General features: G+C 69.0%; 19 protein-coding genes. 7 read left to right on the top strand and 12 right to left on the bottom strand.

The features are described 5' to 3' along the window. Positions 1-129: 129 nt before the first annotated feature. The 3 genes from QH276_RS09725 to QH276_RS09735 all read right to left on the bottom strand — a co-directional run bounded on the left by QH276_RS09725 (position 130) and on the right by QH276_RS09735 (position 2,648). Entirely contained in the window at positions 130-1,158 is a 1,029-nt protein-coding gene (locus QH276_RS09725; protein WP_280406701.1) for an SAM-dependent methyltransferase, read from the bottom strand. A gap of 82 nt (positions 1,159-1,240) precedes the next feature. Beyond that, positions 1,241-2,125 (bottom strand): SAM-dependent methyltransferase, encoded by an 885-nt coding sequence (locus tag QH276_RS09730; protein WP_280400262.1) that lies wholly within the window; start codon positions 2,123-2,125, stop codon positions 1,241-1,243. A 64-nt stretch (positions 2,126-2,189) separates the two neighbouring features. Further along, positions 2,190-2,648, bottom strand: coding sequence for a hypothetical protein (locus tag QH276_RS09735; protein WP_280400261.1), 459 nt, complete (start codon positions 2,646-2,648; stop codon positions 2,190-2,192). Between the two features lie 692 nt (positions 2,649-3,340). Here QH276_RS09735 and QH276_RS09740 point away from each other — a divergent pair. The 3 genes from QH276_RS09740 (at position 3,341) to QH276_RS09750 (ending at position 6,439) form a co-directional block, all read left to right on the top strand. Next, positions 3,341-4,234 carry a helix-turn-helix domain-containing protein gene (locus QH276_RS09740; RefSeq protein WP_280400260.1) on the top strand — a complete coding sequence of 298 codons (894 nt, stop codon included), beginning with the start codon at positions 3,341-3,343 and terminating at the stop codon, positions 4,232-4,234. Positions 4,235-4,530: 296 nt separating this feature from the next. Next, the gene (locus QH276_RS09745) at positions 4,531-5,889 is read left to right on the top strand and encodes a M20/M25/M40 family metallo-hydrolase (protein ID WP_280400259.1); all 1,359 of its coding nucleotides are present in this window, start codon (positions 4,531-4,533) and stop codon (positions 5,887-5,889) included. Positions 5,890-5,911: 22 nt separating this feature from the next. Beyond that, the gene (locus QH276_RS09750; protein ID WP_280400258.1) at positions 5,912-6,439 is read left to right on the top strand and encodes a YbhB/YbcL family Raf kinase inhibitor-like protein; all 528 of its coding nucleotides are present in this window, start codon (positions 5,912-5,914) and stop codon (positions 6,437-6,439) included. Between the two features lie 63 nt (positions 6,440-6,502). On the opposite strand, the gene QH276_RS09755 is transcribed toward QH276_RS09750, so the two are convergent. From QH276_RS09755 to QH276_RS09765, 3 genes are all read right to left on the bottom strand, one after another. After that, positions 6,503-8,332, bottom strand: coding sequence for an AMP-dependent synthetase/ligase (locus QH276_RS09755; RefSeq protein ID WP_280400257.1), 1,830 nt, complete (start codon positions 8,330-8,332; stop codon positions 6,503-6,505). Positions 8,333-8,460: 128 nt separating this feature from the next. Beyond that, complete coding sequence (locus QH276_RS09760; protein WP_280400256.1) at positions 8,461-9,132, bottom strand: GTP cyclohydrolase II; 672 nt, start codon at positions 9,130-9,132, stop codon at positions 8,461-8,463. A 219-nt stretch (positions 9,133-9,351) separates the two neighbouring features. Then, positions 9,352-10,866: a carbohydrate kinase family protein gene (locus QH276_RS09765; protein WP_280400255.1), complete on the bottom strand. Its 1,515-nt coding sequence runs from the start codon at positions 10,864-10,866 to the stop codon at positions 9,352-9,354. 370 nt (positions 10,867-11,236) lie between these two features. Here QH276_RS09765 and QH276_RS09770 point away from each other — a divergent pair, with 370 nt between their 5' ends. Next, positions 11,237-11,617: a hypothetical protein gene (locus tag QH276_RS09770; RefSeq protein WP_280400254.1), complete on the top strand. Its 381-nt coding sequence runs from the start codon at positions 11,237-11,239 to the stop codon at positions 11,615-11,617. An 18-nt stretch (positions 11,618-11,635) separates the two neighbouring features. On the opposite strand, the gene QH276_RS09775 is transcribed toward QH276_RS09770, so the two are convergent. From QH276_RS09775 to QH276_RS09785, 3 genes are read right to left on the bottom strand one after another with little or no spacing between them, the layout of a single operon-like run. Next, positions 11,636-12,712 (bottom strand): quinone-dependent dihydroorotate dehydrogenase, encoded by a 1,077-nt coding sequence (locus QH276_RS09775; protein ID WP_280406704.1) that lies wholly within the window; start codon positions 12,710-12,712, stop codon positions 11,636-11,638. Positions 12,713-12,717: 5 nt separating this feature from the next. Continuing rightward, the gene (locus QH276_RS09780; RefSeq protein WP_280400972.1) at positions 12,718-12,984 is read right to left on the bottom strand and encodes a DUF5703 family protein; all 267 of its coding nucleotides are present in this window, start codon (positions 12,982-12,984) and stop codon (positions 12,718-12,720) included. Next, positions 12,984-14,048, bottom strand: coding sequence for a hypothetical protein (locus QH276_RS09785; protein WP_280400971.1), 1,065 nt, complete (start codon positions 14,046-14,048; stop codon positions 12,984-12,986). The genes QH276_RS09780 and QH276_RS09785 overlap by 1 nt, the downstream gene beginning before the upstream one ends. Before the next feature lie 122 nt (positions 14,049-14,170). Between QH276_RS09785 and QH276_RS09790 the strand changes: the two genes are divergently transcribed. The 3 genes from QH276_RS09790 to QH276_RS09800 are packed head-to-tail and all read left to right on the top strand — an operon-like array spanning position 14,171 to position 17,277. Beyond that, entirely contained in the window at positions 14,171-14,518 is a 348-nt protein-coding gene (locus QH276_RS09790) for a hypothetical protein (RefSeq protein ID WP_280400970.1), read from the top strand. 5 nt (positions 14,519-14,523) lie between these two features. Then, the gene (locus QH276_RS09795) at positions 14,524-15,090 is read left to right on the top strand and encodes a hypothetical protein (protein ID WP_280400976.1); all 567 of its coding nucleotides are present in this window, start codon (positions 14,524-14,526) and stop codon (positions 15,088-15,090) included. 15 nt (positions 15,091-15,105) lie between these two features. After that, positions 15,106-17,277, top strand: a complete 2,172-nt coding sequence (locus tag QH276_RS09800) for an MMPL family transporter (protein ID WP_280400969.1) — start codon at positions 15,106-15,108, stop codon at positions 17,275-17,277. Positions 17,278-17,380: 103 nt separating this feature from the next. Here the strand turns inward: QH276_RS09800 and QH276_RS09805 are convergent, their stop codons facing one another. The 3 genes from QH276_RS09805 to QH276_RS09815 all read right to left on the bottom strand — a co-directional run bounded on the left by QH276_RS09805 (position 17,381) and on the right by QH276_RS09815 (position 20,959). Further along, positions 17,381-18,373, bottom strand: a complete 993-nt coding sequence (locus tag QH276_RS09805; protein WP_280400968.1) for a heme ABC transporter ATP-binding protein — start codon at positions 18,371-18,373, stop codon at positions 17,381-17,383. Next, complete coding sequence (locus QH276_RS09810) at positions 18,370-19,452, bottom strand: FecCD family ABC transporter permease (RefSeq protein WP_280400967.1); 1,083 nt, start codon at positions 19,450-19,452, stop codon at positions 18,370-18,372. Before QH276_RS09810 ends, QH276_RS09805 begins: the two co-directional genes overlap by 4 nt. Positions 19,453-19,846: 394 nt before the next feature. After that, positions 19,847-20,959, bottom strand: a complete 1,113-nt coding sequence (locus QH276_RS09815) for a heme/hemin ABC transporter substrate-binding protein (protein ID WP_280400966.1) — start codon at positions 20,957-20,959, stop codon at positions 19,847-19,849. Between the last annotated feature and the right edge of the window lie 4 nt (positions 20,960-20,963).

Here is a 20,963-nt window from a genome sequence, read left to right on the forward strand (position 1 = left end):
TGTGGTGGCCCGCGGGAGCGGCGGTGCGGGAACGGTTTCCGGAAGAGAAGGTGTTGGTCGGCGGGATCGCCTACATGCCCGGGAACAGCGGCGGGGCACCCGTCGTGGGCTGACGCCACCACTCGGCCGCTACGCCGGAGACGGGGAATGCGCACGCCCGCAGCGGGTACCGGCCCCCCGGGTGGCCACCGCCGCCGCGGGGGGCCGGGTCCGCAAAAAACCCCCCCCCGGGGGGGGGCGGGGGGGGCCACCCCCGGCCGGGGGGGGGGGGGGGGGGGGGGCCCCCCCCCCCACGACGGGTGCCCCGCCGCTGTTCCCGGGCTTGTAGGCGATCCCGCCGACCATCACGTTCTCTTCCGGATACCGTTCCCGCAGCGCCGGTCCGGCGGGCCACCACTCCTCCAGTTGCACCAGCCCCGGCGGTACGAGTTCGAGACCACCGAAAAACTCCAGGATTTCCTCGGTGGTGCGGTACCAGCCCGAGCCCAGGCCTTTCTCGGTGAAGCGCCGTTCCAGTTCACGGGCCAGCGCATGCAGTTCCGGCTCTCGTGGACCCGGGTCGTGGAAATGGCTGATCGCCAGATATGAACCCGGAGGCAGTAATTCGACGTACTCCCGCATCAGTCCGGCGGGGTCGAACTGGTCATCGATGTGGTGGAGCAATCCACACAGGACCAGCCCGATGGGCCGGTCCATATCCAGCAGTTTGGTGATATCCGATGCGCGCAGCAGGGTGCCGTCCTCGAGGAGGTCCGCCGATACGAAATGGGTGTTCTCGTTCTGTTCCAGCAGGACCCGGCCGTGGGCGTTGCACACCGGGTCGTTGTCGACATAGACGACGTGGGCGTCGGGGTTCTGCTGCTGGGCGATCTCATGAGTGTTGGTTACCGTGGGCAGCCCCGCGCCGATATCGAGGAACTGGTCGATACCCGCGGGGCCGGCCAGGTACCGGATCACCCGGTGCAGCCACCGCCGGTTCATGATGGAGACATCACCCTGCCGTGGCGCCACTTCCAGAATCTGTTCGTACGCGGCCCGGTCGACGTCGTAGTTGTCCTTGCCGCCGAGGCTGTAGTCGTAGACCCGGGCGATACTGGCGCGGCTGGTGTCGACCCCGACCGGTTTACGAATGCCGGCCCGGATTGCCCGTTCGGCCATGTCGACCTCTCTCTGCACGAATGAACAAGACTGGAACTGTGAATCAAGTCACAGCATAGATCCTCGCCGCCCGCGCCGTCGGCTATCCGGCGCCGTCGATGCTGTGCAACCGCGGCGCCGGAGCGGGGCGCTTGTATCCGACCCCGCCGATGACGACCCGCTCCTCCGGTAGTCGTTCCCGCGTGGACGGCCCGGCGGGCCACCAATCCTCGAGTTCGGTGAACCCCGGTGGGATGAGCTCCAGCCCGTCGAAGTACCGGAGCTGCTCCTCCCGGGTGCGGTACCAGCCCGAGCCCAGTCCCATCTCGGTAAAGGCGCGCTCCAATTGTTTGGCGAGCGCGTGCAATTCGGGATTCTCGTCGGCCGGGTCCCAGAAGTTCGTGATCGCCACATACGACCCGGCGGGGAGCCGGGAGATGTACTCGCGCATGAGCCCCGGCGGGTCGAGGTCGTCGTCGAGATGGTGCAGCAGCCCGCACAACATGACGGCGATCGGCCGGTCCGGATCGAGGTACTGCATCACGCTCTTGCTCTCCAGCAGCGTGTTCTTCTCGAGGAAATCTCCGGAGACGAAATGGGTATTCTCGTTCTGTTCCAGCAGGACCCGGCCGTGGGCGTTACACACCGGATCGTTGTCGACATAGACGACCCGGGCTTCCGGGTTCTCCTGCTGGGCGATCTGGTGGGTGTTGCCCACCGTCGGCAGGCCGGCGCCGATATCGAGGAACTGGTCGATACCGGCCGGACCGGCGAGATACCGGACGACCCGGTGCAGCCAGCGCCGGTTCATCCGCGAGACGTCGCCCTGGTGCGGCGCGATCTGCAGGATCTGTTCGAAAGCGGCCCGGTCGACGTCGTAGTTGTCCTTGCCGCCGAGGCTGTAGTCGTAGACCCGGGCGATACTGGCGCGGCTGGTGTCCACGCCCACGGGTGCGCGAACCCCGGTCCGATGAGCCGGTTCGGCCATGAAAACCTCTCTCTGCGTAGTCGATCGAACACCGATGCTAAGGCGGCCGCGCGCCGGGCTGTGATCAGGCTCCGCCGTCGCCGCGCTCGAGCACCTTGCCGGGCAGCCAGCCGCCACCCAGATGGGTGACCCGCCACCAGTCGATATCGATGACGACCGCGGTGACCGGCGTCGCGAAGAAGGGTTCGATCTGCGGTTCTTTGCGCAGCAGGGCCTGGAATGTTTCGTCGCGCTCGCTCTCGTCGCGCAGGGTGACGGTGCCCAGCCCCTGTGCGAACGGATCGGCGATACCACCGGGCACCACCTTCACACCGACATTGGGGTTGGCCCGGAGTTGGTTCAGCGTCCGGCCGGAGTTCTCCAGGATCAGGGTGAGCCGGAACAGGTCCTCGTCGAGGTTGGCGAAGAACGCGCTCGTGGCCCAGTTGACGCCGTCTTTGGAGGTCGCCAGGTCGATACTGGAATGGGAGAGGATTTCGGTGAGTTTCTTGCGGATCTCGGTGGTGGTGACGTCGTCGGACATTCGGCTCTCCAGTGTGTTCTCGGTTCAGCGGTGCGGTATTTCGGTATCGGACTGCCGGCTACCGATGGGGCGGGGCCGGCCGCCCGATGGTTCCCGGGGGAGTGGTGGCGTGGAGCCTAACGGTCCGCGGCGGCGCGAGCCCGGCGGGGGCGGCATTCTGCTGTGCGGTTAAACGACTGGCGTACAAGCAATTACGGACCGAGGGACCGTTCGGGAGATTGCCGGGGAATCGTTCCCGGGACCCCGGTGACCACCCGGCCGCGGTATCCCGGGGGCTCGCACTCACCCGACACGTGAGCGAACCGGCCGGTCGGTTGTCACAACCCGGGCGGGCACAGGGTATGCTCGGTACCGCTTCAGTGGTACCCGCACCTGCTCCCGGTGCCCTCATCGGTGTCATCTCCCCAGGTCTTCGTGGTTGCGAGGCCGGATCGTCGTGTCGTGGGGGAGTTTACGCAAGGAAACCCGATACCGCGCGTAAACAACCGAGAAGCTACCGGTATGCGGCGCTGTAGAATTCGGGTGACCGGTTCACGGTGCCGGGTTGCCGTGCGGATGCCGGTTCCGCCCGGTGTGGGTGCGTTACCGAAAATTTGCGCCTACCACGGAGTAGGATCGCCTGCCGACCGGTGCGGTTCGTCGGTGGCGGGCGCCGTACGATGCAGCACAGCACGAACTGGCCAGAGGCGATCATGACAAACGAGCAGGACGATTCCGATATCCCGGACAAGGCGGAAACCGACCGTGGGCCCACGGTGCTGCGTATCTCGCTCGGCAGCCGCCTGCGCCGGTTGCGTGAGGCCTGCGGGATCAGTCGTGAGGACGCCGGTGAACATATTCGCGGCTCTCATGCCAAGATCAGCCGCCTCGAATTGGGGCGGACCAGGTTCCGTGAGCGGGACCTGCTGGATTTGCTGAGACTCTACGGAGTAGACGATCCGGAGAAGCTCGCCGTCTATCTGGACCTGATGAAGAAGGCCAACGATCCGGGGTGGTGGCAGCCGTTCAACGATCTGCTGCCGCCGTGGTTCGAGACCTACATCGGGCTGGAACAGGCCGCGACCACGATTCGTACCTACGAGGCCCAGTTCATCCCGGGCCTGCTGCAGACCGAAGCGTACGCCCGCGCGGTGATCCGGCTGGGTAACGACGACGACACCGAACGCCGGGTCGGAATGCGGATGCGCCGTCAGGAAATCCTCAGCCGCGCCACGGCGCCCACGCTCTGGGCGGTGGTGGACGAGAACGCGCTGCGCCGGCCGGTCGGAGGTTACCCGGTGCTGCGTGGGCAGATCGAACACCTGATCGCGGCGGCCGAACGCCCGAATGTGAAGATTCAGGTCCTGCCGTACGAGGTGGGCGGGCATCCTGCCGCCGGCGGTTCGTTCAGCATTCTGCGGTTCCCGGAGCCCGAATTACCCGACATGGTCTATATGGAGCAGCTGACCACCTCGCACTACCTCGAGAAGAAGCACGAGGTGGAGGTGTACATGACCGTGATGAACAAACTCAGCGTCATCGCCCCCACCCCGGGCGAGAGCCGCGACTTCCTGCGTGGGGTGCTCAGCGAGCTACCCGAGAAATAGCGCGCCGGGGCGGGGCGGGTCTTGCCGGCCCGGCGCCGCACGGGGCAGGGGAGCGGCGACCTTCAGTGCGGGAACGGGTTTCACCGGTCCGTCCGGTTCGAAGAACCTCAGCTGGGCAGCGTACGAAAGGGGATCGGCTCCTGGGCTCGCCGGTCCACCGGGAGTGCCTCGCCCACGACAATAAATACCCATACATAGATATGCGCATCAGGCTATCTATCGAGCTGATCGAACACGAGACCTCGCGTTGCAGCACCAAAAAGAAACAAAGACCACCATGATGGTAGGAAGAGTGCGTGGCCGCGACAGGTGATAACTCTGGCTCCGTTCGTTCCCGTGCCGTGTCGGAGGTGGTGGAGCTGGTCAGTACGCTGATCCGCTTCGACACTTCCAATACCGGCGACCCGGCCACCACGAAGGGGGAACAGGAGTGTGCGGAATGGGTCGCGCGGCAACTGGAGGACGCCGGTTACACCACCGAATACGTGGAATCCGGCGCATCCGGGCGGGGCAATATTTTCGCCCGGTTGCCGGGGGCCGATTCGAGTCGTGGCGCACTGCTGCTGCACGGGCATCTCGATGTGGTGCCGGCGGAGGCCGCCGACTGGAGCGTGCACCCGTTCTCCGGTGCGGTCCAGGACGGTTACGTCTGGGGCCGCGGGGCTATCGATATGAAGGATATGGTCGGCATGATGCTGGCAGTCGCCCGCCAGTTCAAGAGGGAGGGCACGGTACCGCCGCGCGATCTGGTGTTCGCGTTCCTCGCCGACGAGGAGAACGGCGGCAAGTGGGGGTCGCAGTGGCTGGTGCGGAACCGGCCGGATCTGTTCGAGGGAATTACCGAGGCGGTCGGGGAGGTCGGCGGATTCTCGTTGACCGTGCCGCGCCCGGACGGCGGGGAACGGCGGCTGTACCTGGTGGAGACCGCGGAAAAGGGGCTGGGCTGGATGCGGTTGCGGGCCAAGGCCCGCGCGGGGCACGGGTCGTTCCTGCACGAGGACAATGCCGTGACCATTCTGGCGGCCGCGGTGGCGCGGCTGGGCACCCATACCTTTCCGCTCGTCCTCTCCGATTCCGTGGCGGAGTTCCTGGCAGCGGTATCGGAGGAAACCGGTCTGGCGTTCGATCCGGGCAGTAAGGATATCGAAGGCACCTTGGCGAAACTGGGGTCGATTTCCCGGATCATCGGGGCCACCCTGCGTGATACCGCGAATCCGACCATGCTGCAGGCCGGCTACAAGGCGAATGTGATCCCGCAGACCGCGGAGGCGGTCGTGGACTGCCGGGTGGTGCCGGGACGGCTGGCGGAGTTCGAACGGGAGGTCGACGAGCTGATCGGTCCCGATGTGGAGCGTGAGTGGGTCACCAAACTGGATTCCTACGAAACGACTTTCGACGGCCATCTGGTGGACGCGATGAACGAGGCGATCTTGGCGCACGATCCGCACGGGCGTACGGTGCCCTACATGTTGTCCGGCGGTACCGACGCGAAGGCCTTCGCGGATCTGGGCATCCGGTGCTTCGGGTTCGCGCCGTTGCGGTTGCCGCCGGAGCTGGATTTCGCGGCGCTGTTCCACGGTGTCGACGAACGGGTGCCGGTGGACGCGCTCGAATTCGGCACCGATGTCCTGGAACACTTCCTGTTGCACAGCTGATCCGATTCGAGAGAGGGTTCCTATGACCTACAACCCCTATGACGCCTTGCCGTCGGTGCCGTCGTTCACGGTGACATCGGCGGATGTGACCGATGGTGCGACGCTGGCCAACGATCAGGTCAGCGGTGTGTTCGGTGCCGGCGGTAAAGATATTTCCCCGCAGCTGAGCTGGTCGGGTTTCCCGGCGGAAACGAAGAGTTTCGCGGTCACGGTGTACGACCCCGATGCCCCGACCGCCTCCGGATTCTGGCATTGGGCGGTGGCGGATATCCCGGCCTCGGTGACGGAACTGCCGGCCGGTGCGGGCAGTGAGGGCGGTACGCTGCCGGCGGGCGCGGTGATGCTGCGCAACGACGGCGGTTTCGCGGGTTACGTGGGTGCGGCCCCACCGGCCGGCCACGGCCCGCACCGGTATTTCATCGTCGTACACGCGGTGGATGTGGAATCGCTCGGTGTCCCGCCGGAAGCGACGCCGGCGTTCCTCGGCTTCAACCTGTTCTCGCATACGCTCGCGCGGGCGACGCTGGTAGGCACCTACGAACAGAGCTGAGACTCCGAAAGCACGGCGGCCCCGGTGTTTTCGCCGGGGCCGCCGTACTTCGCGGGCGCCGGTTCAGCCGCGCACGTCGATGACGGTCGCCGGTGGCTGCTCGGCGTAGAGTGCGGTGATCTGCTCGGCATATTTTTCGGCGATCGGCGCACGTTTGAGCGACATCTTCGGGGTGAGTTCGTCGCCGCCGGGCTCCCACACCTTCTCGGCGATGGTGAACCGTTTGATCTGCTCGACCCGGGAGAGTTTCGCGTTCCCGGCGTGGATCGCGGCGCGGACGTCGTCGATGATCCGGGGATGCCGGGCGAGGGTGGCGATATCGGCGTCGGTGGCGTCGATTTCTTTGGCGCGGATCGCGGCCATATCGGGATCGAGCATGATCAGCGCGGTGATATACGGTTTGGCGTCACCGATGGCGACCGCCTGACCGACGAGTGACGAGGCGGCTTTGACGGCGTTCTCGATATTGCTCGGGGCGATGTTCTTCCCGCCCTCGTTGATGATGAGTTCTTTCTTGCGGTCGATGATCCGCAGGTAGCCGTCGGGGTCGAGGGTGCCGACATCGCCGGTGTGCAGCCAGCCGTCGGAGTCGAGGGCCTCGGCGGTCTTGTCGGGCATGCCGCGGTACCCGTGGGTGATGATCGGGCCCCGGACGAGTACCTCACCGTCGTCGGCGAGGCGGAGTTCGAGCCCGTCCACGGGCCGTCCGACCGATCCGGGGCGGGGTTTGTCCAGTTCGGTGTACGTGGCGACGCCACTGGTTTCCGACATACCCCAGACCTCGGAGACGCAGAAGCCGAGGCCGAGGAAGAATTCGAGTGTTTCCGGTGGGATGGGGGCGGCGCCGGAGGAGGCGACGCGCAGTTCGTCGAGGCCGAGGGCGGCGCGTAGCTTCGCGAGCAGCAGTTTTTCGGCCACCGCGTGTTGGAGCCCGAGCAGCGGTCCACGGCCGGAACCGGCCAGATCGGCTTTCGCGGCCGCGATACCGGTGGCGACCGCCCAGGTGGCGATGGTTTTCTTCACGCCGGTTTCGGCGGCGATCTTGGCTTCGACGCCGGCCTTGATCTTCTGCCAGACCCGCGGGACACCGAAGAACACCGTGGGGCGGGCGTCGGGGAGGGCCGCGGCGATCTCCCGGGGGTCGGGAACGGTGGTGATCTGGATCCCGGTGACGAGGTTGATGGCGTGGCCGGAGATCCGGTCGGCGACATGGGCGGCGGGCAGGTAGGACAGGGCGCGGTCATCGATACCCACGTCGAGGGGGCCGCTGTCGAGAGCGAGGAGCTGGGCGAGCACATTGCTGTGCGTCAGTTCCACGCCCTTGGAGGGGCCGGTGGTGCCGGAGGTGTAGATGAGGGTGGCGAGGTCGCCGGGTTCGACGGCCTGCCAGGCGGCGGCGAAATCGAAGTCCGGATCGGGATTGTTCTCGAGGTCGGCGAGGGAGATGGCGCCTTCGGCGGTGCCGTCGACGACGACGAGGTGTTCGATCGGGACCCCGGCAGCCCGGATCGTGCCGAGGAATTGCTGTTCGGTGATGACGATCTTGTTGCCCGCGTTGGTGAACACATGCGCGATCTGTTCCGGCGAGCAGGTGTTGTACACGGAGAACGGGATGGCGCCGACGTGCAGGGCGGCCGTATCGAGGAGATTGAACTCCGGCCGGTTGGTGAGCATGATGCCGACGGTGTCGCCGCGGGTGAGGCCGAGCCCGGCCAGGCCCGCGGCGAGTACGCGGACCCGTTCGCCGTATTCACGCCAGGTGATCTCCTGGGTACCGCCGACCGTGCGCAGGGCGACGGCATCGGGCCGGAGGGTGATGGTCTGCTGGAAGGCGGCAGGCACCGTATGGACAGTGATGCCGGTGCGGTGCGGGTAGGCGATATCTGGTGTCATGGGTCCGTTCCCGAGGTGCTGGGGTTCCGGGCACTCGCCGGGTCCGCGGCCGGCTACGGCCGCAAGCGAGTGACGTGGATCACCAATGGTAGCCGGGGAACGGAAATGGCGGAGCGGTTCTGTCTGGGTCAGCGGCCGGCGGCCGTGGCGCGCTGCTCCGCGGCCCACGCGGTGGTGAGTACCGGCGCCGCGGGATCCTGCGGCGGGATCCAATGTCCGCGATGGCGGCGTTTGGCTTCGAGATAGGCGGCGGCACGTTCGCTGAGCGGTGCGGTGTGCAGGGGTTCGGGCGCGACATCGATATCCGCGGCGCGCAGGGCCTCGACCTTGTCGGGATTGTTGGTCAGCAACCGGACCTTGGTGAGCCCCAGGGTCCGCAGGCTTCTCGCGGCGTGCGCGTAGCTGCGGGCGTCGGCGCTGAACCCGAGCTCGCGGTAGGCGGTGAAGGTATCGGCCCCGGTGTGTTCGGCGTGCCGGTACCCCAAAGCCTTCGCGATGAGCCCCTCGCCGCGGCCCTCCTGCTCGAGGTAGACCAGCACCCCGGCGCCCGCCTCCTGGATGAGGTCGAGAGATGTGCGGAGTTCGGGACCGCAATCGCAATCCTGGGAGCCGAGTGCTTCACCGTAGAGGCAGCGCGAGTGGATCCGGACCAGGCAGCCGTCCGCGGGTTCCCCGAAGACCAGCACATGGCCGAGGGACGGCCCACCGTCGACGGCGAATACCTCGAGCTGGATATCGTGGCCGTTGCGGCTGAACCGGTGCCCGGTGGCGCGAGCGGAGGTCTCCGCGACTGCGGTCAAGGTCGGTACTCCTTCGATGCTGTGTCGATACCGCACATATGGGTGGGGCCGTGCCTCCGCAGCGCCCGGCCCGCCGTCGGGACATCGTTCCCGTGCGAGGGCGGGCCGATAGGTGACTTTACGCCTGCCTGCGGGAATACGCACTCCGTGCGCGGCGGGTCGGTGAGGTCCGCCGGGCCGGGCCGGGCACCGGGCGATGCCCCGCGGTCCGGGCATCGGTCAGTGCCTTTCGGAGGTGAGCCGGATGATGCGGTCCACCTCGTCGGCGGTGGGCATGGCGCCGGGTACGTCACCGGCGAACGACTGGGTGGCGACCATGGCGGCGGTCGCCCAGGTGTAATCCTGTTCGTCGGCGACCCGGCGGGTGGGGCCGCCCTCGGTGTCGGGAGCCGGCGGGCGCGAGAGCAACCGGTACACCAGAGCGGCGGAGAAGGCGCCGCGTGAGCCCGGTACGTCGGTGAGCGCGGCGGCCTGGAAGCGGGGGATATCGAGGGCGAGCCGGTCGGATCGGACCGTACAGCCGAAATCCTCGACGACACAGACGACGCGTGTACCCAGCATCTGCAGTTGCTGGGCGATATGGGCGCCGGATTGGGCGGGTATTTCGGGGACCATGCTGTCGAGTTCCTGAGTGGAACCGATCAGGTAGTCGACGGTGGACAGGTAGCGATAGAGGATCTGCGGGGTTTCGACCTCGGCCGCGGTGAGCAGCAGGGTCGGGCGCTGGGGCAGCGCCTGCAGGGTGGCGAGGACCTGTTCGATCACCGGGAGCGGGGGTTCGAGGGTGACCAGCACGGCGTCGGTGTCGGTGAGCGCTGCCCGGACGGCCGGGCCGGTGAGTTCGGCGGCGGTGAGGCGGATGCGGTCGTCTTCGCAGAAGATGGTGCCCGCGATCCCGGTTCTGCTGACGATGAGTGCGGTGATCGGGGTGGCGGCGTCGGGCACGACCTTGACCAGCGAGGTGTCGACCCGTTCGGCGCGCAGGTAGTCGAGGATGCGGTGGCCCGCCTCGTCGTCGCCGACCGCGGTGATCAGTCGCACGTCGAGACCCAGGCGGGCGGCGGCTACGGCGCGGTCGAGCCCTTTGCCGCCGGGGTTGTCGCTGAACCGGCCGCGGGCGAAGGCGCGGGCGTCGGGGATCTCGTCGACCTGATAGATGTGATCGATGACGGCGTCGCCGACGACGGTGAGACTGCCGGCTGCGGCGCCCGTGCCGTGGCGGGTGCCGCCGCGGACTGTGCGGGTCTCGGTGTAGACGTTGCCGGTGACCAGAAGTGCGGCCAGGGCGGTGAAGGCGCGGCGTTCGGGGGTGGCGCGCAGGGACCGCACGGTGGGGGCCGGAGGGATGGCCTCGGCGTCGGCGATTTCGTGCAGCCGCCGCCAGTGCGCGGAGAGGTATTGGCGCCGGTCGCCGAGGTCTTGTGAGTAGAGGCCGGCGGGGTCGATATCGGTGGTTTCGGTATCGCGGAGCAGGCCGAGGGAGAGTTCCGCGTCGGTGATCACGCGGTGGGTCGGGGGGAGGCGCCGGGCGAGTTCGCGGACGACGGGGAGGACGGCGGCGGTGGGGGTGGTGCCGTGGGCGGCGGCGTAGCGCCGGATGACGGGGAGGTCGAGCAGGGGGCTGATATCGATCTCGGTGGTGGTGAGGCGGTCGGGGCTGAGTCCGGAGCGTTTGCAGAGCCGGGTCAGGATATTGCGGATTGCGACGATGGCGGTGTCGTCGGTGGGGGACATTCCGCTCACCTTTCTGGTGTTTCGCCGTCGCCGAGGGGTTTCGACCCGGTCACTATCGGCAATAACCATAGTGCAGGACGGCGTTTGACATTGGCATTGACCCGCGGAACTGTCAAATGACACACTCGAATCAGCGTTTTCCCTCGATCAGAGGAACGGGAGGGCCTGGTGATGACAATGACGACAGCCCGGTTCCGCGGACACCGTTATCCAGCACGTCGCCGCGCCACCTGCGCCGGGACGGATCCGGAGGCTTTCTCCGCGACGGCGCCCTGAGCGCCCGGCAGTCCGTCCTTATCCCGACGGCAGCGATGCCGTGCCGGCCGGAGACCGGCCCGGTCTCGGTGCCGAGCCCCCTGAGGAGGCAGCTGTGACCATCCATATCACCGACTGGCTGATGACCAGCGGTATCTCCCCCGAATTCGCCGAGCGTGTGCAGACCCGTCACGGATCGTCGTGGCTGCTGAGCTGGTTGCCGCAGCGGGCCCTGTCGTTCGAACAGGCCTATGCCGCTATGGAACTCGACGAGATCCTGTCCGATCCGCGGCTGGTGCACGACACCGCGGCGCTTGCCCGGGCGCACGAGCGGGTGGAAATGGTCGGATTGGTATGGGAGCAGGTCGTGTATCTGCTCGCCGCCCGGGTCGAGGCGCGGTTGCTGGAGGCGCAGGTACTGCAGGACCCACCGGCCACCGAGCCCGCGCCGTACCGGGATGATCCCGGCGCCATCCGCAGCGGGTCCGCCGCCTGAGGCGGTAGTCCGGCCTGGTCAGTGCGGTGTGGTGTGGCCGGCGCCCACGGCGTCGGCCACACTGCGGTACCCGCCGGCGCGTAGCCGCGCGGCGATTCCGCGATGGATACGCCGCGTCCACAGCGGCCCGCCGTAGATGAAACCGGTGTAGCCCTGCAGCAGGGAGGCGCCGGCGAGGATACGTTCCCAGGCCTGGTCGGGAGTTTCGATACCGCCGACCGAGATCAGGGCGATCCGGTCACCCACCCGGGCGTAGAGCCGTCGCAGTACTTCCAAGGAGCGTTCGGCCACCGGAGGTCCGGACAGGCCGCCCGCACCGAGGGCGTCGACCTCCGCGGCCGCGCTGCGCAGCCCGTCGCGGCCGATCGTGGTGTTGGTGGCCACGATTCCGGCCAGGCCGAGTTCCACGGCCAGGTCGGCCACGGCGTCGACGTCCTCGTCGGACAGGTCGGGCGCGATCTTCACCAGAACCGGCACCCGCACACTGTCGAGAACCGCCGCCAGCACGGGCCGCAGCGACTGCACGGCCTGCAGATCCCGCAGCCCCGGGGTGTTGGGGGAGCTGACATTGACGACCACGAAATCGGCATGCGGTCCGAGCAGCCGGGCGCTCGTGGCGTAGTCGCCGGCCGCGTGTTCGGCGTCGACGACCTTGGTTTTGCCGATATTCGCACCGATCGGCACGGCCGGTACCCGGCTGTGCAGCCGGGCCGCGGCGGCCGCGGCGCCGTGGTTGTTGAAACCCATCCGGTTGATCAGGGCGCGGTCGGCGGGCAGCCGGAACAGCCGCGGCTGCGGATTACCCGGCTGGGCGGCCGCGGTGACGGTGCCGATCTCGGCGAATCCGAAACCGAGTGCGCCCCAGGCGTTCACCCCGGTGGCGTCCTTGTCGAACCCGGCGGCCAGGCCGAGGGGCGCGGGGAAATCGACCCCGAACACGGTGGTGCGCAGAAGAGGGTCCGGGACGGCGAACAGGCGATGCAGCAGCGCCCGGGTGGGGGCGAATGCGGTGGCGGCGCGGATGACACCGAAGACGAGCCGGTGGATCCGTTCCGGCGGCACCAGGAACATCAGGCGCAGCAATAATCGGTACAGCACGCTCATAGCTCCGTGGTGTGGCCTGCCGGGCTGCTGAGCGCGGTTTTGCGGCGGCGCAGCAGGACGCGACGGCTGCCGTCGGTGTAGGCGCGGACGCGGGACAGTTCCCAGCCACCGAATTCGGCCTGGATCGCGAGTCGCATGGAGGCGGTGACCCGGGTGACGTCGGGCGGCAGGCGCAGCGGGATGTATTCGTAGTCGTCGGTGCTGGATTCCCAGCCGGCCGGGAGTTTCGTCCGCGTCGCCGCGCCGTGGTGCGTGGATGCCATCACTGCCCTCTCTCGCGCTGGTCCGCGGATATCCGTTGCAGACCTGGTTCGGTGGCGGAGCCGATGTAGAGATCGCCGGTGCCGGCGTCGACGGTGACCGCGTTCGGTTGCCGGACGGTGGGGTAGCGGCCCACTTCGCGCGGTATTCCCGTCGACAGGTCGTAGCCGACGATCTCGTTGCTCTGCGTGCACGTCACCCATACGGTGTCAGAACGCCGGTCATAGGCGAGTGCGTAAGGCGATGATCCTACCGGGTAGCGCTGTCGCAGGACGAGGGGAGCGGTGGTGAACACCAGCAGCTGGCCGCTGTCGGGGTCGCTGACGATCACCCGGTCGAAGGAGGCTTCGACGAGGTTCGCGGCCCCGGTTCCGGCGCGTAGCGCCAAGCCCAGGTTCTCGTATTCGGGTCCGATCTCGGTGAGCAGGGTCTGGCGGCGGTCGAGCACGGCCAGGGTGTCACCGGTGAGGGCGATCGCGTCGGCGGCGGCGAGCCCGGTGACGGTGTGCCGGATCGCGCCGTCGCGGTCTAGAACCAGGACCCGGCCGTCGGCCGTGCCGGCGAGCAGGGTGCCGTCCGGGCGGGAGCGCACGCTGTGCAGGTCGCCGTCGGCGGGAATCTCGGTGACTTCCCGCCCGGCTGCGTCGATCCGCAGGACCATCCCGTCGGCCGCGGCCAGGAATTCGCCAGGGGTACCGGCGGTGACGGCGCGGGCCGGGCGGGGGAGCCGGACCCCATGGCCGGTGGGCGGCCGGGTGGCGGGGTCGAGGACGGTGAGTGTGCTGCCGGACGGGTCGAGGCCGGCGAGCAGCCCGCTGCCCGGGTCGGCGGCGAGGGCGGCGAGCGGAGTGGGGACCGGGTAGACGTCGCCGGCCGGGGTGGTGGCGACCGGCGGTGCGGCGGCCGGGGTGGCCGGTTCGCGGGTGGGTGCGTCGCCCGCGCCGGTATCGGAATCACCGGAGCAGCCCGCCAGCAGTGCGGCCGTGAGCAGCAGGACGGCGACGGTACCGCGTGATCGCCGGTGTCGCGCTCGTCTCGCCGGTTCCGGAAACGACCGATACTGCATGCGATTATCTGACCACGACCGGGTGACCCCGCATGGCAGCGGGGTCCGGGGGTGTCGGCGCCGGGCGCGGGGTGGGCCGGGTTACCGTACGGATCAGACGGTGCGGAGTTCAGGAGTTGACGATGCACGAGGTGCCGGGATTTTCCGCCGAGGAAGTGACGACGGGTCCGTTCGCGCACGGGTTCGGCCGTACCGGAGACGGACGGTCGTTCGCTTTCCGTACGGTCCGGGCGACCCTGCAGCTGGAGATCTACCGAGCGGATCCGGATTCGGAGGTGCCCGGCCCGGACGATGTGGTGGCGGTGGCCGAGACACCGGTGACCGATATCGATCTCGACGATGCGCGCAGTGTGGTCGCCGCGGTACGAGATCTGCTGCCGCGGGCGGTATCCCCGGCGGGGAGCCGTAATGTTCCGACCGTACGGGCGCTGCTCGCCCGTATCGGTTCGGTGATCGAAGGTAGGCAGTGAGTGGTATGCAGGACATGATGCGGTACACACCTGTTCTCCGTCTGGGACGCGCGCTGCGCGTCGGTGCGGCCGTGGCGGCGTCGGCCGCGGTGGTGATGGTCGCCGGATGCGGGACCGGTGCGGACGAGGACGCGGTGGCCGCGGCCCGGTCGTCGGCGAAGGCGGCGTTGTCGTCATCGGCGGCGGCGACCTCGCGGGCACTGGCGTCGCGGTCGCTGCCGACGGCGGCGGAACTGGACGCCCAGATCAAACAGGCGCTGGATCCCGCGTTGCCTGATTCGGAGCGGACGGCTCTCATCGAAGACGGCGAGGCCTTCAAGGACGCGATCCCGGATATGTACAAGGCGCTACAGGACAATCCGCGCGCTGTGTACGGGGTGACCGATCCGGTGTTCGACAATCACGACGGCACGGTGACGGCGACGTTGCGCCTGGACAAGGACGGCTCGGGCACCGCGGTCCGCACCACCGTCGTGCATTTCATCTATCTCGACGGTGCCTGGAAACTGTCGCGGACGGATCTGTGCGGGATCCTGCGGTCGGCCGACTACCGCACCCCGGCCTGCGGGTAGGAGCGGGCCGGCGAGATGGTGACGGCGGGAACCCATCGGTGGGGTCGTTTCGTGTACCGGCACCGGGTGGCGGTGCTGGTGGTTTCCCTGGCCCTGGTCGGCTTGTCGGGACTGTTCGGGCGGGATCTGGCGGATCGGCTCACCCAGGACGGCTGGTTCGACGAGTCCAGTGAATCGGTGGCGGCGTCGAAACTGGCCGACGCTACGTTCGGCCGCGATACCGACAGCGATGTGATCGCCTTGTACACCGCGCCCGCAGGCGTGACGGTCGACGATCCGGGGGTGCGGGCGGCGGTGACCGCGCAGCTCGCCGGCCTGCTCCGCGACCACCCGGACCGGGTGCTGCGTATCGACAGCTATTGGGACAGTGCCCTGTCGGGACAGTTCGCCGACGATTCCCGCACGCACGCGTTCGCGAGCATCGGCCTGCGCGGTGAGGGTTCGGCGACGGTCGACAACTATCTGGCGATCGCCGGCGATCTGGACGCGGGCGAACCGGGTGCGGGTCCCGGCGGCACCACGGTACAACTGGCGGGGCTGCAGCCGGTGGTGGAAGGCATCAACACCGGGATGCAGGACGATATCCGGCGCGCGGAGATGATCGCGCTACCGCTGGTGGCGCTGCTGCTGTACTTCGTCTTCGGCGGGGTGGTGGCGGCGCTGCTGCCGGTGCTGGTGGGCGGTATGACGATCCTGGGCACGCAGGGGATCATGCGGCTGCTCACCGGCCATATCGAGGTGAATGTTTTCGCCGGCGCGGTGGTGACCCTGGTGAGCCTGGGCCTGGCGATCGACTACGGCTTGTTCACGGTGACACGGTTCCGTGAGGAGCTGGCCGCGGGCCGCTCGGTGGAAGACGCGGTGGCGCGCACGGTGGCGACCGCGGGGCGCACCGTGATGTTCTCGGCGGCGATCATCGCGGTGAGTCTGGGGGCGCTGTTCATCTATCCGAACGGCGTGCTGCGGTCGGTGCCCTACGGCGGGATCAGTTCGGTGCTGCTGGCGGCGGTGCTGTCGGTGACCGCGCTACCGGCGATGCTGGCGATCGTGGGCCACCGGGTCGATCTGTGGCAGTGGCGCCGGTTCGCCCGCGCGAGCACCGAGGCCGAGATCGATCGCGGGATCTTCTCCCGGCTGGCGGTGTGGGCGATGGCGCGCCCGTGGGCGGTGATCGTGCCCGTGGTGCTGGGTCTGCTGTTGCTGATGGTTCCGTTCCGGCATATCGAGTTCGGCGGGCTGAGCGAGAAGTATCTGGCGCAGGACAACCCGGCCCGGGTCGCGCAGGAGAAGTTCGACGCGTTGTTTCCGGGTTTCCGCACCGAACCGCTGCGGCTGGTGGTGACGGGCGCGGACGCGCGGCAGTTGAGCGATATCCGATGGCAAGCGAATATGACGCCCGGTCTGACCGGCCCGTTCGAACCGGCCGCGCCGACCCGCGACGGGATCAATGTGCTGGAAGCGGGCCTGGTGGACGAACGCGCCGCCGATACCGCGATCGCGGTGCTGCGCGATATCGAGGAGCCGGCGGGCGTGCGGGTGCTGGTGGCCGGGGTCCCGGCGCTGGAACGCGACAGTATCCACGGGCTGCTCGAGGGCCTCCCGCTGCTGGCACTGCTGTTGGTGGCGGCGGCACTGGCCTTGATGTACGCGGCGTTCCGGTCGTTGATCCTGGCGGTGAAGGCGGTCGCGATGTCGGCGCTGAGCCTGGGCGCCACGCTCGGCATCCTCACCTGGATCTTCGTGGAGGGCCACGGCGCGGAACTGTTCGATTTCACCCCGGGCCCGCTGATGTTCGCGGTGCTGGTGCTGATCGTGACCGTGGTGTTCGGGTTGTCCACCGATTACGAGGTGTTCCTGCTGTCGCGGGTGGCCGAAGCGCGTGCCGGCGGCGCGGACCCGCCGGAATCGATCCGCTACGGCATCGCGCACACCGGTGGGGTCATCACTTCGGCGGCGGCGATCCTGATCGTGGTGACGGGCGCGTTCGGTTTCTCGGAGCTGGTGATGATGCAGTACATCGCCTACGGGATGATCGCGGCACTGGTCCTGGATGCCACGGTGATCCGGATGCTGCTCACCCCGGCGGTGCTGAAATTGATCTGGCGGGCGAAACCGGCCGGCCGCAACGGCGGTGACCGGCCGACGCCGGAAGCGGCCGTTTCCGCGGCGGGTGAAACCCGGCCGTGAGCGCCCGCGCGTGTGCCGGCGCCGGGCGGCGTGGGCGGGCAGCGGCCGGGAGCGCCGGCCCGCCCTCTGCGGTTCCGATGGGCACGGAATTGCCCGCGGGCGGTCAGTCGCGGGCGGGGCGGGCCGGGAGGACCAGCTGGGCGCCGGTACCGGGATGATCGAGAACCTCGACCGGATATCGGTATACGCGGCTGAGCAGGTCGCCGGTGAGGACGTCGCGCGGTGTGCCGTCGGCGGCAAGACGTCCCCCGTCGAGCACGGCCACACGGTCGGCGTAGGCCGCCGCGGAGGCCAGATCGTGCAGTACGACCACCACCGCGGCGCCAGCGGCGGCCCGGTCGGCGGCGAGGGTCAGTACCGCCTCCTGATGGCCGAGGTCGAGCGCGGCGGTGGGTTCGTCGAGCAGCAGGGTCGCGGTGTCCTGGGCCAGTACCCGGGCCAGCGCGACCCGGGCCCGTTCCCCGCCGGAGAGGCTGGGAAACGACCGCCCGGCCAGATGCGCGCAGTCGGTGGCGGCCATGGCGGCGGCGATCACCGCATCGTCACGGTCGGCGCGGGGGGTGCGCTGCCAGGGGGCGCGGCCCATGGCGATCACTTCGGCCGCGGTGAACGGGAAACCGACGGAATGCGATTGCGGGAGCACGGCGCGGCGGCGTGCCATATCGATCGGAGTCCAGTGGGCGAGCGGCCGCCCGTCGAGTTCGACGCTGCCGGCCCCCGGCTCGAGTTCGCCGGCCAGCACCGCGAGCAGTGTCGACTTACCGGCCCCGTTCGGGCCGACCAGGGCCAGCACCTCGCCGGCGACGACGTCGAGGCCGACCTCCGCGAGGACGCGGCGGGTGCCGCCCCCGCCGCCGCGCCGGTCCAAGGTGATGCCGCGAGCGCGCAGGGTGACAGCTCCCGGTTCGGTCTCGCCGGGGAGATCGTGGGCGCGTTGTAACAACCCGGAGAGGCGCCGGCGCAAGGGGATACGGTCGGCGACCAGCGACTGATCCGCCCTGTCGCGCGCCGCGACCGCCGCCGTGCCGGCCCGGTCGGGGGCGGAACCCGGCTGTCCGTGGTTGCGCGCTGCCGCATACGGTCCCGGCTCGTTCATGCCCACCCTCCGGCTCGGGCGCGGGTGCGGCGCAGTAACCAGAAGAAGAACGGCCCGCCGATGAGCGAGGTGAGCATGCCCAGCGGGAGGTCGGCGTTGTCGACCAGGGAACGGGCCGCGACATCGGCGGCGAGCAGCACGACGGCACCGGTGACCGCGCTGACCGGGATCAGCGCGCGATGCCCGGGCCCGACGATCATGCGCACCACATGCGGGACGATCAGGCCGACGAACAGGATGATCCCGGTGAACGCCACCCCGGCGGTGGTGAGGACGGCAACGATCACGATCACCGTCCGGCGCAGCCGTTCCACATCGACCCCGAGATGCCGGGCCGCGGATTCGCCGAGGGCGAGCAGATCCAGCCGCGGGGCGACGAACACCGCGGCCGCGATACCCCCGGCCGCGAGTACCGCGACCACGGCAACCGCATCCCAGGTGGCGCCGTTGAGGCTCCCCAGCTGCCAGAACACGATCTGGTCGCGGGCGGCCGGGGAGGCGATGAACAGCAGGAAGGCGATGAGCCCACCGGCGAACGCGTTGATCGCCACACCGGTGAGCACCAGCGTCACCACCTCCGTCCGGCCCCCGGACCGGGACAGCACGTACACCAGGACGGTGGTGATCAGCCCGGCGACGAACGCGGCGGCCGCCACCGACCAGGCGGCCACGAACGCGCCACCGAATACGATCACCGTGCCCGCCCCGACCGCGGCGCCCGACGACACTCCGATCACCCCGGGTTCCGCGAGCGGATTGGCGAAAACACCCTGGAGCAGCGCGCCCGCCGTGGCGAGGGCGGCGCCGACCAGGATCGCGAGCAACACCCGCGGGAACCGGACCTCCCACAGGGTGACCTCACCGGCCGGATGGGCGGGTAGCGGACCCCAGTCCAGCCCGATCCGGTGCGCGACACTGCCCGCCACTTCGGCGGGACCGGTCGGCACCTGCCCGATAGCCGCGGACGCCACCGCGAGCGCGATGAGCGCGAGCGCGGCGACAGTGAACGCGAGCACCGCGCGGCGCCCACGGTGCCCCACATCCGGGGCATCCGGCCGTTCGTCGAGATCTGCGGTCATGACGCCGCATCCCTCGGTTCGTCGCGGCGCCGGTGCGCTGCCGGATTCGGCCGCGCCCGGCATCCGGCGCGGCGAGGAGCGGTGAGCGTGGACCCGCCGCCGGTACGGTCCGCCCCTTCCGCGCCCGGTCGGTTCCTGCGTTGCCGGCTGCGCACAACCGGGTCGGCCTGTTCACCGGGCATTGCGGCGTTCCGATACGACCCGCTCATGCGCTGCCCACTCCGGATGAGGCGCGGCCGCCGATCGGCCCACCTGGGTGCGCGGCGATCGGAGTGCAGGCGGAGGTACCGCTCTGCCCTCCCCGGGCCCAACCCCTCATACTGTGTCCCTGGCGGATGAGCGTGGGTGCTGTGTGCCGCCGCGGCGGGGCTCCCGTGTGCGGACCCTGACTCACTCATGCGGTCCGGTGTCCGTAGATGGCCTCGGAGAGAGCCGTGATGACGCGCCCCGTGTTCGGGCCGAACGACAGCAGCACCGCATCGGACATATCGACAATTCGTTTGTTACGCCCCGCAGGGGTTTGCGCGATTCCCGGAATCCGGGCGATCCCGTCGACCCCGCCGATCGATTTCATCCCGTCGGTCATCACCAGCAGGACATCCGGGGCGGCGGCGATCATCGCTTCGCTGGTGATGGCCTGGAAGGGTTCGTTCACCCCGGATTCGGTGCCGGCGTCGCGGGCGCCGAGTGCGGCGATGAGCGCGTCCGCGCCGGAGCCGCGGCCGGCGAGCATGGTGATGGCACTGGAACGCAGGTACAGGAAGGCGATGCGCAGCGGCGGGTCCTGGGCGGGGACGGCGGCGGAGGCGGCGGCGATCTCGTCCTGGGTGCGCTGGGCGAGTTGTTGTCCGCGTTCGGGGACGCCGAGCGCGGCGGCGACGGCCTCGATCTGCGGGACAACGCCTTCCATGGTGCGTTGCGGATCGAAGTAGACGACGGTGACCCCGGTAGCGCGTAACTGTTCCCGGACCGCGGGCGCGGCGCTGGTGGTGTCGGTCAGGAAGACGCTGGGCCGCAACGCCAGGATCGACTCCACGTTCAGCGCGCCGTTACCGCCGGTGACGTTCGGCAGACCCGCCACGGCGGGAAACGAGGCGGCGGTGCTGCGGCCGACCAGGTTGTCGCCGAGGCCGAGCGCGTACACGATCTGGGCGAGTGTGCCGTAGCGGTCGGCGGCCACGATCCGGCTCGCATCGGTGACGGTGACATCGGCGCCGTCGAAGGACCGTACCGTGGCGGGCAACGCGGGCGTCGGGGGCGGGGTGAGCGGTACCGGGTCCGCATTGTCCAGGATCGCGGTGGCCGGACCCTGCTGTCCGGTGGCCCCGGCGGGTTCGGTGCCTCCGCATGCGGCGGTGAGCGCGAGCAGCCCGGCAGCGAGGACGGCCAGTAGCGCGCGGGCCCGCCCGGTAGGTACCCGGACGTGGCTGATCTCGTCTCGCCTGCGCGGGAACGCAGCCCTTCCGTGGTTACGTGTCGTTACCGCCTCCGGACCGGACTCGCTCATGCAG

It is taken from the genome of Nocardia carnea (genome assembly GCF_029869215.1).
Classification (GTDB): Bacteria; Actinomycetota; Actinomycetes; order Mycobacteriales; family Mycobacteriaceae; genus Nocardia; species Nocardia carnea_B.

Excerpts from the sequence above, each read along its gene's own strand:
- QH276_RS09725 (WP_280406701.1), bottom strand. The coding sequence starts at position 1,158 with ATGGCCGAACGGGCAATCCGGGCCGGCATTCGTAAACCGGTCGGGGTC.
- QH276_RS09730 (WP_280400262.1), bottom strand. The coding sequence starts at position 2,125 with ATGGCCGAACCGGCTCATCGGACCGGGGTTCGCGCACCCGTGGGCGTG.
- QH276_RS09735 (WP_280400261.1), bottom strand. The coding sequence starts at position 2,648 with ATGTCCGACGACGTCACCACCACCGAGATCCGCAAGAAACTCACCGAA.
- QH276_RS09740 (WP_280400260.1), top strand. The coding sequence starts at position 3,341 with ATGACAAACGAGCAGGACGATTCCGATATCCCGGACAAGGCGGAAACC.
- QH276_RS09750 (WP_280400258.1), top strand. The coding sequence starts at position 5,912 with ATGACCTACAACCCCTATGACGCCTTGCCGTCGGTGCCGTCGTTCACG.
- QH276_RS09755 (WP_280400257.1), bottom strand. The coding sequence starts at position 8,332 with ATGACACCAGATATCGCCTACCCGCACCGCACCGGCATCACTGTCCAT.
- QH276_RS09765 (WP_280400255.1), bottom strand. The coding sequence starts at position 10,866 with ATGTCCCCCACCGACGACACCGCCATCGTCGCAATCCGCAATATCCTG.
- QH276_RS09780 (WP_280400972.1), bottom strand. The coding sequence starts at position 12,984 with ATGGCATCCACGCACCACGGCGCGGCGACGCGGACGAAACTCCCGGCC.
- QH276_RS09785 (WP_280400971.1), bottom strand. The coding sequence starts at position 14,048 with ATGCAGTATCGGTCGTTTCCGGAACCGGCGAGACGAGCGCGACACCGG.
- QH276_RS09790 (WP_280400970.1), top strand. The coding sequence starts at position 14,171 with ATGCACGAGGTGCCGGGATTTTCCGCCGAGGAAGTGACGACGGGTCCG.
- QH276_RS09795 (WP_280400976.1), top strand. The coding sequence starts at position 14,524 with ATGCAGGACATGATGCGGTACACACCTGTTCTCCGTCTGGGACGCGCG.
- QH276_RS09800 (WP_280400969.1), top strand. The coding sequence starts at position 15,106 with ATGGTGACGGCGGGAACCCATCGGTGGGGTCGTTTCGTGTACCGGCAC.
- QH276_RS09805 (WP_280400968.1), bottom strand. The coding sequence starts at position 18,373 with ATGAACGAGCCGGGACCGTATGCGGCAGCGCGCAACCACGGACAGCCG.
- QH276_RS09810 (WP_280400967.1), bottom strand. The coding sequence starts at position 19,452 with ATGACCGCAGATCTCGACGAACGGCCGGATGCCCCGGATGTGGGGCAC.
- QH276_RS09815 (WP_280400966.1), bottom strand. The coding sequence starts at position 20,959 with ATGAGCGAGTCCGGTCCGGAGGCGGTAACGACACGTAACCACGGAAGG.